Source organism: Pseudomonas sp. B611 (genome assembly GCF_055407965.1).
The window spans coordinates 32,390-45,398 of the sequence record NZ_JBUZST010000009.1 but is presented as its reverse complement, the minus strand read 5'-3'; the positions used below and the strand labels follow the sequence as shown (position 1 = coordinate 45,398).

Below are 13,009 nucleotides of genomic sequence, written 5' to 3'. Positions count from 1 at the left end.
GCATCACCCTGGTCTGACTGAAAGACCGAGGTGCCTGCATCGCAGGCAAGCCAGCTCCCACAGTTGACTGCACGCGTCCTGACTATTGAGGCCCCTTTACTCCCGATGAACCTGCCCCTCTTCGCCCGGCGCCTGCTGCGCCCGCTACTCGACCCCTACCGCCGCTATCGCCACGCCAAACTGATCCACGCCGTGCGCGTGTCCATCGGCTTGCTGGCGACGATCCTGCTGACCACCGGCATCAACCTGCCCCATGGCGAGTGGGCGTCGGTGACCATGCTGATCGTGATCGGCGGCTTGCAACACCACGGCAATATCGGCAAGAAAGCCGTCGAGCGCGCCTACGGCACCCTGATCGGTGCCAGTGTCGGCTTGCTGCTGGTGCTGCAACAGGCCTGGCTCGGCCAGCCGCTGCTGACCTACTTGCTGATGTCCGTGGTGTGCGGGTTCTTTTCCTATCACGCCATTGGCAAGGGTGGGTACATCGCGCTGCTGTCGGCGATCACCGTGTTTATCGTCGCAGGCCATGGGGACAATCCGGTGTCGGACGGCTTGTGGCGCACGGTGGATATCCTTATCGGTATCGTGCTGGCGTTGGCGTTCTCGTTCGCCCTGCCGCTGTATGCGGTGTATTCGTGGCGCTACAACCTGGCCAGTGCGTTGCGTGATTGTGCCGAGATTTATAGCCGAATCATCAGCGGGCGGTCAGTGACTGACGATGAGCATTTCAAACTGCTTAACCGCCTGAACGCGGCGATGTTGCAACTGCGCTCGCTGATGCCGTCGGTGTCCAAAGAAGTACGGATCTCCATGACCGAGTTGGACACGATCCAGCGCCATCTGCGCCTGTGCATCAGCACCCTGGAGATTCTTGGCAACACCCGGCCGGATCCCCGGGATGAACAGGCGATGGCGCGAATGCAGCTGATGTTGAAAGCCGAGCACCGGCAGATTCGGGTGCAGTTGGTGGGGATGGCGCGGGCGTTGAAGTCGGGGGTGACGGAGCGGTTGGAGCGGTCAGGCAATGCCGAGGGAGTTGAGTCAGCATTGAAAGGACCGCTGCGCAGTGCGCCGGACGGGTATCGGTTATTGACCTTTGAGTTGCTAGACAATATCAAGGCCATGCGCGAGCAATTGGCAAAGAAATCCAAACAATGGCGAATTTAAGCAACGCCACAACTCAACAATCAAAATTCACCTAGCACTGCGCAAACGCGGGCACAAGCTGTCAATATTGACAGTACACCAAGAACAAAATAAGTGATTTTATTGATAAGCCACTTCAACTTGAGGATACCGCGATGAAGCTGCCCAATAAACTCGCAGGATTAACATTATTTATCGGCACTGCACTTGCATTAGGCGCATGCACCCCCCAAAAAGAGCAGTGGACGTTTCCAGAGTACAACGGCCCACATACTGTCATCATGCCTGACCCCCCCTGCACTGCAGCAGGTTACTTCACGAGCAACACCCCCGGCAAATATTACAAATGTGAATACAATGGTAGCAGATGGTTAAAAACCTTATACTCTTGCCCACCAGGACAAAACTTCAACCAGGCCAAACGAAAATGTGAGTAATCACAATAACATTGCATGCCAATCACCTAACGCCACCTTTGTGGCGTTAGGTGATTTCTTTCGCAACATCGATACAACCCCAACTAACCAAAACTATCACTCTAAACAACCAAGCCCCGAGTTATCAATCGGAAGGGCGACGCCTATTCACATAGCCACCTAGCCACCGCCCTCCCCCTAAAAACTTACAGCCTCCATATCTTAATATTATCCAAGGAAAACCCGACGTTACCTCCAGCTGGAGAATTCAGAATATCAATGACAAACGCCGCCCCCACGGAACTATAAGGAGGAGAAAACCTCAAGGTCACTGGCGTCCATCCGCCTCCGCCAGTTGCCCCGCCAGAGCTATTCGAAAAAAGCACAAGACATCCGTTATTGGTTGAGCTCATGAAGTCAAACGTCAGCTCGTACGTCGCTCCCCAGGGCAGTACGCCGTAAGGAAATGTCTTTTTTAAACCGCATTGAAATTCGCCGCTGCCGACTCCATACCAATATAAATTCGGACCACTGCTAACGAGGTCGCCCGAGCTGCTTCTATTCACCCAACCTCCTCTTTGGGCATTTTGAAAGTCGACACTTTCAATGAGTCTTCGCGATTTAAGGCTGTAACTGGTCTGGGTAAATTCGACGGCATTCGCTCTGTGGGTACTGCCATCAAAGGTTACTGCAGCCCTCACAGTGATTTGCGCATTGTCGGCCAGCGCTTCAAACCAGGAACGTAAAGCAGGCTTGTTCACCAAACCACTCCCCGCTTCGGCTGAAGTAATCACCGCACCACTGGCACCCAGTACTTCCAACGGCGCCACGCCCGCACTGCTGCAAGTAATCCAGGCACGCTGGCCCATGTTACTCAGTGCCCACTTAGCCAGCGAGGCCAACGCGTTTCCGGTAAAGGCGCTAAGGTCCAGCGTCGAGCCACTGGCCAGCCCGTTGATCCGTGGCCCTGCCAGGCTGGCGGCCGGAATGGCGCTTACCCTGACCGTCTGAACCTGCGATGGAATCGGGTCCGCCACACCCTCCCGGTTTACCGAGTATTGCAACTGCACCGTGCTGTTCACACTGCGGTGCAGCACTTTGGCAGCGGTCAAGTTAAACACCTGCTGTCCGCCCGCAACGCCATCGAGGGGTGTATCATAGTGCGTGCCATCGGCATACATCCACTTCAGCGTGATGCGGTCCTTGTCACTCATTCCGACGTACTTAACGGTCACCGTCGTGTTGTACTCAATGGACAGTGGCGCAATAGTTACATCCTTACCGACATCCGTCGTGCCACCAATAAATGGATGCGGTAGGATACTTGGCAGCGCCTTCACAGTGTAATGCCGCTCGCGAAGCAGCACCGCGTTGGCTTTGCTACTCCCCCGATCAAAACTGACCCAGGACTTGATTCCCAATATTGAGCCCTCTTTGAGTTTACGCAACTCGTCCACGGGGGTTGGCGGAGAAATGCCTTCTCTCTCACCATTCTCAGTCACCAGATTGTTGGTGTAAGTGGCCTCAAAGTAGGGCGCTTCTGGACTGGCATATGTGCCGGTGTATTCCAGCCAAATGCGCTGGTAGCGATTGATGAACGGCCAGACATTGATCATCGTGCGTTCGGTGCCGTTCAATTTTGCAATTTCCAGCAGCGGCACATCTCCAATGCCCTCGATAGTCGGGATGGGCAGCGTTGTTAGATTGAGCAACAACAGGTCCAGAATAGGCGATGGCGTTTCCCGCCCGCTTCGCAACAAGAAGTACTGCACGCTGATCTGTTGGCCAAATGGCGCAATATTGGCACCCACCACTTGCGGAGGGACGGTGTAGTCCACCACTTGCGCGGCGTTACCGTCCTTGGTTTCACAGTAACTGCCGATATCGGGAATGCCTTTCCAGCAAGCTCTGATACGATCGGACAGACGCATCTGTGGGAAAGTGACACGAATGGTTGCACCCGCCGTGACCGCTTCCGGTGTCAAGTGGGCAGGATTTTTCGAGGCTTCAACGACGTCCGGCATCAACAAATTAAAGGCTTCGCCGACAGTCACTTCGAGTGTGTCAGAGTGCAGCGTACGGCTACCATTTGCGGGTATAAGCGAATAGCTCAGACGAATGAGGCCATCAACGTTCACATCGGCGTAGTGCCGGTCCAGTGAAAATAAAACCGGTCGACCCGCTGTCGCTCCGCCGAGAGGGATTTCACCGTTAGTACTGCCGGTCGGGGCAGTTCCTATCAGGCGCCATTGAAAGAGGTCGCCTGGGAAGGTCCTGAGGTAGGGCAGTGTGATATCGAGCTGACCAAACAGATCGCGCGGGTCCAGGTTGTCGTTTTCATCGACCCTATCGATTTCCGGCCGTGGCATTTCAGGTATACGAGGGCCGAACTCCACAAACGTCGATTCGGACTCGCGAACGGTCTGTGTGCCCGCCCCCAACAGCCGGATTACACCATCGTCGACCTTATAGAAAGTCCTCACAGGGCCCAATCCAATGAACCGCGAAAAGATGGCGTTAGCGACCGTGCGGAAACGCGTTGGCGGCGGTGGAGCGCCAGCGATGTGAGAGACTTCGTAGGAGACAATCCCCCCGCCCGGCAAGAAAGCCTCCATACATAGGGTAACAAGATTGTTGGGGTCGTAGGGGCTGTAGGCCGGGTTGGGATACTCAATGGTGATGTAAGGCTCGCTGGGGTCTACCACTCCCCCCAAAGCCTCCACCACATTGACTGCCGGCATATTCGCAATCGTGCCGGAGATCAGGACCGTCAACGACTGGGAGGTGGCTAATGATGTACCCAATGGGAAATCCAGCCGCCAGGTAATCTTCATCGAGCCCTGGACCAACTGTTTGATAATGTCCTCATCTACATTGAAAAAACTGGACCGGCCCGGATTAACCAAGGCATCGGGCAATTCCACTGTCAAGGTGGAACTATCGGCGCGGGTACCGCTCAACGTCACTACGATACGAGCGCCCGCAGGCGTCAGGCTTCCATCTGGCAGCCGACGAGGAGCAACAACCTCAACCCGGAAATTGCTTCCCGCCTCTTCGTCATAGTTGACTGTTGTCGCGTCCATGAAATTGACTTGGAAGTACGCGCGTTCAAGCAGGCTCGGATCTAGCTCGGCTAGCAGGTTCACAGGTTGAGAATAGTGTTCAACATGCCCCGAGCGATTTTCAACCTCATCAAAAACCTGATAGCGGATAGGTATCAGCCCGCTGCCGGTACCAATGATCGCAGGGCCGACTTCCACCTCAATCGGTTTCACGCCTGAAGCGTGATCGTCGTCGAGCTCAAATATCACCAGCTGCAAGATTGTGTCCCAGTACAGATACACCTTATCGCGCACACGTTTGCCGGGGTAATCGATGGTCAGCTTCACGCCCAGCGCCGCACGCTCTGGCGTCAAGACTGCATCAGGGCCTGCCAGGTCAGCAGGCAAACTCATCTGCAGTTTATCGTGGTAGCCCAGTCCAGGCTGCTCGTCGAGACCTGGCCTTTCCACCTTGGCGAAAACAGTCAGATTGTCCGAAGTGCTAGGGGTGCCGGGGCCATTTCGCACGACACGTGAAAACACCGGATATGTAAAATCTCGCGGAAACCGCTCTTCCTCTATGACAAGCCGGAAAAAGCTATTGGTTTCCTCGCCGGACCTGACAAAGTCCGACGCCAGTGGGATGACGCTATTCCCCGCATAAAACTCAAAAGTATCGCCGATGCCTAATCCGGTCCACCGGGAGAGCGTGACGAGCAAATAGGGCTGAAGATGGCGTGCGCCAAGGCCTATATCGGCCCCCACTACACCTAACACCGGGTTGGAAAAAATCGGTGGATCCAGATCATTGACGCGCGTGGAAGGCTGAGAGCAAACAGGCAGATGCGAATGCACCACTGGTTTTTTAGACATGGTCGAACTCCTTGAACGGGTGCCTTCACGGCCACGGGACAAGGAAATCAGACTCCTGGAGAACCTTAGCGTCTACCTGTCAGAATTGACAGTCACGACGAGTGGTACTGCATTGCGTGGTCACTTTGAGAAAGCGGTATCGGTGTTTTCCGTGTGGGCTCACATCTTTCCCTACATATTTTTCACGTTTTATTCACATCCACAGTCGTAGTGTGAAGCCTCATCCGTTACAAATGTTGCATATCAAGCCCGCCGCCCCAGCGGGCTTTTTTTTGCCTCGGATTTGCCTTAACGCGAAGCCTTGGCGGCAGGCGCCGCGGCTTGTTCACGAATCGCGCGCTGGGTATCCAGCACCCGCGCCAACGCGGTTTCCGCCTCAGGGCTCTGCTGCGGCACGCGAATCGCCGCCGACACCAGGGTGATCAACTTGGCCATCACCTCGGCATCCGTCGCCGGGCGGCCCAGGCTCATGGAGTTCATCAGCAGGCGCAGTTCGGTACCGGCCATCACCCCGGAAATCGCCTTGAGGGCAAACTGCAGGCGTACGCCCAGTTCGTTGCGCGGCAAGTCCGGCAGGGCCAGGGCGAAGGCCTCGAAGAAGCGCTGGAACACCGGCTGGTAATGCACCTTGAGGTATTCCTGGATGAACGGCGAGGTGTCGCTGTAGACGCGGCCGAGAAAGCGGATGAAGGAACGCCCTTCCCCGCTGGCGCTTGCCGGGTCACTGCGCTCCAGGCCCATGGCCGGGGCGAACAGCACGCCCAGCAAGGTGTCGCAGTCGAGGGGGCCGTCGGATTCGGCTTCACAACGCGCCAGCAATTCCAGGCGCTGCTCGTTGAGCGGTTCCAGGCGCTGCATCAGCAGGGTTTTCATCAGGGAATCCTTGTCCCCGAAGTGGTAGTTCACCGCCGCCAGGTTGACCTGGGCGCGCTCGGTAATCTGCCGCAACAAAACCGCGTCGTATCCGTACTTGATGAAGAGGGCCTCAGTCGCATCCAGCAATCGAGTTTTGGTAACGTTTGGAGCGCTGAGTTTCTTCGCGACCATAAGAGTTCCACGGCGGAAATATTGTTTTAAAAAATAATTTGATTTTTTATACCGGGGCCGCTGGCCGAAAGCAAGTAGTGACACACCGCCATATCATGCAAAGCCCTTGTGGATAGGCTTGTGACGGCTACTCAGAGGTTTTTTTCAGGCCCGGAATGCCCTTCAGATGAATCGTTTCAAAGGGTAAAAACGCTCTACATCGATGGCTGGCGGAGCAGGTTGAACGCAGTTACTATTCAAACAATATTTTAAAAACAAGAACTAAAACCAGTCCGTGACGCGCACCGGGCAGCTCCCGAACTTGTTACAAGGCTTTACCAGGGGGCATGACGGCAGCGGCGAGACTGAAGGCGTAGTCATGATGACAGATACCCCCGCGCACCCAGGCTTGATCTCCCTGCAAGGCATCGGCAAGCGCTATCAGCTGGCCGGGCAACACCTGTCCATTCTCAATGACGTCAGCCTGGCCATCGCCCGGGGTGACAGCTGCGGCATCCTCGGCGCCTCCGGTTCCGGCAAAAGCACCCTGCTCAATATCCTTGGCCTGCTGGACTTGCCCAACTGCGGCCAGTACCACTTCGCGGGGCACGATATCTTCAGCGCCAGCCCCGATGAGCTGGCGGCGATCCGCAACCAGCAGATCGGCTTTGTGTTCCAGAGCTTCAACCTGCTACCGCGCCTCAGTGCACTGGACAACGTCGCCCTGCCCCTCAGTTATCGCGGCATCTCCCGCCATGAATCGGTAGAGCAAGCCCAGCGCATGCTCGAACAAGTCGGCCTGGGCGAACGCGCCCACCACCGCCCCGCCGACCTCTCCGGCGGCCAGCGCCAACGCGTCGCCATTGCCCGTGCGCTGGTGGGCAACCCCTCGGTGATCCTCGCCGACGAACCCACCGGCAACCTCGACAGCAGCACCGCCCAGGACATCATGGACCTGCTCCTGGCCCTCAACCGCGAACAGCACGTGACCCTGATCATCGTCACCCACGATGCGCAGATCGCCGCGCGCCTGGACCGCAAGATCCTCGTGCGCAACGGCGTGGTGCAAGAGGCCCCGCGCCCATGAGCCTGCGGGTCGAGCAGAGCCTGAGCCAACTGCTGCATGAAGCGTTCGTCAGCCTGCGCACCCTCGGCAAACGCTCGGTGCTGGCGCTGCTGGGCATCGTCATCGGCAGCTCCTCGGTGGTGGCGCTGATCAACATCGGCCACAACGCGGCGGTGGACGCCGCGTTGATCTTCAAGGACATGGGCACCGACACCCTGGTCGCGCAGTTCCCGGCCAAGGTCGGCAGCAGCCGCCCCATGCGCACGCACCTGGACCTCGACGCCGTGCGCCAGGCCGTGCCGGGCATCGCCCATATCGGCGCGCTCAGCCTGTTCAGCGGGCCCGTGGTGTTCCATGGCCGTACCGCCAACGCCAACCTTGTCGGCAGCACGCCGGACATCCAGGACGCCATGCGCCTGAGCCTGCGCAAAGGTCGCTTCCTCTCGGACTTCGATGCCAACGAAACCTTCGCCGTGATCGGCGGCCAACTCGCCCAAACCCTGAGTACACCCGGCGACCCGCTGAAACTGGGGGAACGGCTGCGCATCAACGACTATCTGTTCCTCATCGTCGGCATCCTGCACAGCCAGCCCCGCGCGCTGTTGATGCCGGTGCAGAGCGACGAATCGTTGTTTATTCCCGCCGCAGGCATGCAACGCATCTACGCCAACCCGCAAATCGGCAATGTGGTGATCCGCGCCGCCCCCGGCCAGGACATGGAGGCCATGGCCAAAGCCGCCAGCGCCGTCCTGCAACGCCAACTCACCGACCACACCGTGGACATCCAGGTGCCCCAGCAAATGATCGACGGCATGACCCGGCAAAGCCGCACCTTCGCCTACCTGCTGCTGGCCCTCGGCGCGATTTCCCTGGTGGGTGGCGGCGTCGGCGTGATGAACGTGATGTTGATGAACGTCTCGGAGCGGCGCCGCGAGATCGGCATTCGCATGGCCCTCGGCGCGCGCCAGCGGGATATCCGCAACCTGTTCCTGCTGGAAGCCGTGACCCTCACCGCCGTCGGTGCCGCCTGCGGCGCGGTACTCGGCATCACCGCCGCCTGGCTCTATGCCTGGCTGTCGGGCTGGGCGTTCACCCTCGCCGTCGCCGCCCTGCCCCTCGGGGTCGGCAGCACGCTGCTGGTGGGGCTGTTCTTCGGCATCTACCCAGCGGTCTCGGCGTCCCGGTTGCAGCCGGTGGAGGCCTTGCGTGATGAATAAAGGCCTGCTGTTCCTGGCGCTGCTGAGCCTGCCGTGCGCGGCCGCCGACATCGTGATCAACCCTTCGGCGCCCAGCAGCAGCCGCAGTGTCTCGCTGAACGCCCAGGTGACTAGTGTGACCCTCGGCGACGCGGTGTACCTGGGCCTGCGCAACAACCCGGCGATCCGCAGCGCGTACCTGCAACGGGTGGCGCAGAAGTTCGACCTGCGCGTTGCCGAAGATACGTTCAACCCCAAGCTCACCCTCAACAGCTACTACCGCGGCACCCGTGGCAGCGCCGACAACGCGCGCAACGCCAACCTGGCGCCGACCACCAGCTTGCTCAGCGAATACGGCACGCGCCTGAGCATGGGCTGGACCCAACAACTGAACACCGCCGACCGTGCCGGCCGCTACCGCAGCGACGGCCTCGACCTGGCGATCATCCAGCCGCTGATGCGCGGCGCCGGCTGGGACGCCACCACCGCGCCGCTGCGCCTGTCGCGCCTGGCGGAACAGGCCAACCGCCTCAACCTCAAGGCCACCGTGGCGCAAACCATCAGCCAGGTCATCGCCACCTACCGCGAACTGCTGCGCGCCCAGGAACAACTGAGCATCGTGCAGGACGCCCTGAAACGCTCCGGCACCTTGCTGGAGGTGAACAAGGCACTGATCGCCGCCGGGCGCATGGCCGAGTTTGAAATCGTGCAGACCGAAGCCGATATCGCCACCCAACAACTGGGCGTCGAAGAAGCCCAGAACCAGCTCGACAGCAGCCGCCTGGCCCTGCTGCGCCTGCTCGCCCTGGACCTGGCCACACCGATTCGCGCCACCGAAGCCCTGGAGGCCAAGCCCATGCAGATCGACAAACGCCAAGCCTTCAACCTGGCGCAGAACCAGCAACCGGAATACCTCGCCGCCCTGCTCGGCAGCCAGCAGGCCGACCTCAACCTGGTGATCGCCAAGGACTCCGGGCGCTGGCAAGTGGACCTGGTGGCCGGCGCGAACCAACTGCGCGACACCTACAACAATGACAACGGCAGCGGCAACAACCGCACCTGGAACAGCTACGCCGGCGTGCAGGTGCAGATCCCCATTGGCGACATCAGCACGCGCCAGGCCGAAGTGCGCGCGCGGGTGAATGTGCAGGACCAGGAGATCCGCATCACCGACGCGCGCCAGGAACTGGAACGCAACGTCAACGATGTGGTGCGCGACCTCGGCACGCGCTGGCGCCAATATGAAATCTCCCAGCGCGCGGTGGAACTGTCGCGACGCAAGATCGACATCGAACGGGAAAAACTCAGCGCCGGGCGCTCCACCAACTTCCAGGTGCTGAGTTTCGAGAGCGATTTGCGCAACGCCGAAAACGCCCAGCTCAACGCGCTGATCGCTTATCTGAACGCCCAGACCCAGCTCGACTTGACCCTGGGCATGACGCTGGAAAGTTGGGAAATCGCCCTCAATGACTACTAATCGCAAACGCCTGATCGGTGCGCTGTTGATCCTGCTGGTGGCCGTCGCCGGGTTCGCCCTGCGCAGCCCGGCCCAAAGCCCCGCCGCTACCGAACAGTGGCTGGCGGTGCAGCCCGACGCGCTGGTGCACCAGATCGGTCTGGTGGGCAAGATCGAGCCCGACACCACCATCACCCTCACCGCACCGTTCGACGGCAATGTGCAGGCCAACCTGGTGGAGCAAGGCCAGCGTGTCGAGGCCGGCCAGGTGCTGTTGCGCATGGACCCGGCCACCCTGGAAGTGCAACTGCGCGACGCCCTTTCCGCCCAGCTCAAGGCACGGCGCACCGTGCAAGAGATGCAGGATTGGGCCAACGGCCCCGCCGTCAGCCGCGCCCGCCGCAGCCTGCGCACCGCCGAGATGAGCGCTGGCAACACCCAGCGCAAGCTCACCGAAAGCGAAACCCTGTTTCAGCGCGGCATCATCCCGCGCAACGAATTGGACGACCTCAAGCAACAGACCCAACAGCAGCAACTGGACCTCGCTTCGGCGCGCAGCGAACTGCAACAGGCCATCGCCCAAGGCCAGGGCGAATACCGGCAGATCGCCGAGATGGAACTGACCAACGCCACGGTCAAGTACGACGCCCTGCGCCAACTGCTGGAAGGCCGCGAGGTCAAGGCACCGTTCTCCGGCATCGTCGTACCGGCCCCCGGCGCCAACACCCCGCAAGCCAGCGCGAACAGCAACGCCCCGGTGCAGGCGGGCAGCAAGGTCAGCCAGGGCCAGGTACTGTTTGGCCTGGCGAATATCGAGCGACTGAAAATCGTCACCAAGGTCTCGGAGCTGGACATCAACCGACTGCATCAAGGCCAGGCGGTGGAAGTGCTGGGGGACGGCTTTGACGGCGAACGGCTCAACGGTTCGGTGAGTGTGGTCAGCGGCTTGGCGATGACCAGCGACAGCCAGGGCAGTGCACAGTTTCCAGTGACGCTGTCGATTCCCCAACTCACGCCACAGCAGTTGCAGCGGGTACGGCTGGGGATGAGTGCGCGGTTGACCATCGTGACCTACAACAATGCGCAGGCGATGGTAGTGCCGGCGCAAGCGATCAGCGCTGGCGAGGTGGAGTATCGGCAGGCGATGGACAAACCGGTGGAGCGGGTCAAGGTCACGACAGGGCAAGCAACACCGCAGGGGGTTGAGGTGTTTGGCCTCAAGCCTGGCTTCGTGAAGATCTCAAATTAAATGCAAATCCAACTGTGGGATCGGGCTTGTGTGGGAGCGGGCTTGCTCGCGAATGCGGTGTGTCAGTCAAAGATATATTCACTGATCCACCGCATTCGCGAGCAAGCCCGCTCCCACACAAGCTCCACTCCACATTCAGATCTCTGCCAGCTTCAGGGCCAGTGCTTTTGCCTGGAGCGCCACATCGGTGACCGCCGTACTCTCCCACCAAAGCCCCCGCAACGGCGGGCCCATGGCATACAACCGCTGGCTGACCCGCCCCTGCGCATCCACCACCGCCCCACTGGCATCAGCGGCAATCCCCAACGCCAACGGCCCTGGCTGGATCAACCCACGCTTGAGCAACTGCTGCGGCAATGGCCGAGCCACACGGCGCCAGTCGTATTCGATGCCGCTGGAGTTGATCAGCGCAGCCCCCGACACCCGCGTGATCGCCTGCTCGCCGCGATGACGCAAGCGAATGTTCACGCCGTCCACCGACGGTTCCAAGCCTTTGAACGACGCCGCCCGAATGCGCAACCGCCCTGCTTCATGCAACCGCGCCACCAACTGCGCACTCAACGGCGGTGAGCGGTGGTGATGGCTCTCCCACCAGGGCCGCACATGCCTTACAAACTGGCGTTTCTCCCGTTCGCTGGCCTGGCTCCACAGCCGACCGATATGTGCGCGCACGGTGTCCAGCGGCGCCTGCCAATCAATGCCCTGCGCCTGCGCCAGCCGGCACTGGCGACGCACTTCGCGCAGCAGTTGCCGAGGGCTGCGCAGGCTGTGGTCCTCGGCGAGAAAATCCACCCAACCCGGCGGCTGCCGACGCACATGGGGCAACAAGCCATGGCGTGAAAAAATCTCGATAGGCCCACGATGGCCGGCCTGTTCCAGCGAGACCACGGCATCGACCATGGTCAGCCCGGAACCGATGATCAGCACCGTGGCCTGCGGGTCAATCTGCGTCATGGTCTGCACGTCCCAGGGATCGACCGCCGCTGCATTCAAGCCACTGGACTCGGTCTGCGGCGTGCGCGCCGCCGGGAACATGCCGGTGGCCAATACCGCAAAGGCGCCGCGCAGTTGTTGGCCATCAGCGAGGGTCAACAACGCGCCGTCGTCCTCCACTTGCAGATCCACCCCTTCGCCGCGCACATGCTCGACCGTGGACGCCGACAACGCCTTGGCCTCGGCCAGTCGCTGCTGCGCATACAGGCCAAAAATCCCGCGCGGCGGGAACAGTTCGCTGATCGGCACGTGTTGCTGGTCCGACTCCGGCCAGCCGCCGGCGCCGATGTAGGCGGTGAGCCATTGGGTCAGGTCGTCGGCGTTGTCCGGGTCGACGCTCATGCGGGCGGCGTTGCCGTTCAACGTGTGGCCCAGCTCAACCGCGCTATAGGCCTCGCCACGGCCAAGCTCGGCGCGCGGTTCGATCACCAGGATCTGCCGCTGGCCCGGCAACCGCAGCAGCTGCACCGCGAGCATCGTGCCGCTTAGCCCGCCGCCGATGATCAGGACATCAGCGTTGCGGATGGATTCAGTCATGCCTGTTCGC

At 60.3% G+C, this 13,009-nt stretch carries 9 protein-coding genes; 6 read left to right on the top strand and 3 right to left on the bottom strand.

Annotated elements, in window-relative coordinates; all coding sequences use genetic code 11:
- Positions 1-105: 105 nt before the first annotated feature.
- Both ACZRMO_RS19200 and ACZRMO_RS19195 read left to right on the top strand, forming a co-directional pair.
- The gene (locus tag ACZRMO_RS19200; RefSeq protein ID WP_463973880.1) at positions 106-1,167 is read left to right on the top strand and encodes an FUSC family protein; all 1,062 of its coding nucleotides are present in this window, start codon (positions 106-108) and stop codon (positions 1,165-1,167) included.
- A gap of 134 nt (positions 1,168-1,301) precedes the next feature.
- Positions 1,302-1,583, top strand: coding sequence for a chitin-binding domain-containing protein (locus tag ACZRMO_RS19195; protein ID WP_463973879.1), 282 nt, complete (start codon positions 1,302-1,304; stop codon positions 1,581-1,583).
- 185 nt (positions 1,584-1,768) lie between these two features.
- Here the strand turns inward: ACZRMO_RS19195 and ACZRMO_RS19190 are convergent, their stop codons facing one another.
- Together ACZRMO_RS19190 and ACZRMO_RS19185 are read right to left on the bottom strand one after the other, a co-directional pair.
- The gene (locus ACZRMO_RS19190; protein ID WP_463973878.1) at positions 1,769-5,476 is read right to left on the bottom strand and encodes a hypothetical protein; all 3,708 of its coding nucleotides are present in this window, start codon (positions 5,474-5,476) and stop codon (positions 1,769-1,771) included.
- A 288-nt stretch (positions 5,477-5,764) separates the two neighbouring features.
- Entirely contained in the window at positions 5,765-6,523 is a 759-nt protein-coding gene (locus ACZRMO_RS19185; protein WP_448187100.1) for a TetR/AcrR family transcriptional regulator, read from the bottom strand.
- Positions 6,524-6,881: 358 nt separating this feature from the next.
- On the opposite strand from ACZRMO_RS19185, the gene ACZRMO_RS19180 reads away from it, so the two are divergent.
- The 4 genes from ACZRMO_RS19180 to ACZRMO_RS19165 are packed head-to-tail and all read left to right on the top strand — an operon-like array spanning position 6,882 to position 11,469.
- A complete protein-coding gene (locus ACZRMO_RS19180) occupies positions 6,882-7,589 on the top strand; it encodes an ABC transporter ATP-binding protein (RefSeq protein ID WP_463973877.1) in 708 nt (235 codons plus the stop codon).
- Positions 7,586-8,785, top strand: a complete 1,200-nt coding sequence (locus tag ACZRMO_RS19175; protein ID WP_463973876.1) for an ABC transporter permease — start codon at positions 7,586-7,588, stop codon at positions 8,783-8,785. Before ACZRMO_RS19180 ends, ACZRMO_RS19175 begins: the two co-directional genes overlap by 4 nt.
- Positions 8,778-10,241: a TolC family protein gene (locus ACZRMO_RS19170; RefSeq protein ID WP_463973875.1), complete on the top strand. Its 1,464-nt coding sequence runs from the start codon at positions 8,778-8,780 to the stop codon at positions 10,239-10,241. The genes ACZRMO_RS19175 and ACZRMO_RS19170 overlap by 8 nt, the downstream gene beginning before the upstream one ends.
- The gene (locus ACZRMO_RS19165) at positions 10,231-11,469 is read left to right on the top strand and encodes an efflux RND transporter periplasmic adaptor subunit (RefSeq protein ID WP_463973874.1); all 1,239 of its coding nucleotides are present in this window, start codon (positions 10,231-10,233) and stop codon (positions 11,467-11,469) included. Before ACZRMO_RS19170 ends, ACZRMO_RS19165 begins: the two co-directional genes overlap by 11 nt.
- 135 nt (positions 11,470-11,604) lie before the next feature.
- On the opposite strand, the gene ACZRMO_RS19160 is transcribed toward ACZRMO_RS19165, so the two are convergent.
- Complete coding sequence (locus ACZRMO_RS19160) at positions 11,605-12,999, bottom strand: FAD/NAD(P)-binding protein (protein ID WP_463973873.1); 1,395 nt, start codon at positions 12,997-12,999, stop codon at positions 11,605-11,607.
- Positions 13,000-13,009: the final 10 nt, after the last annotated feature.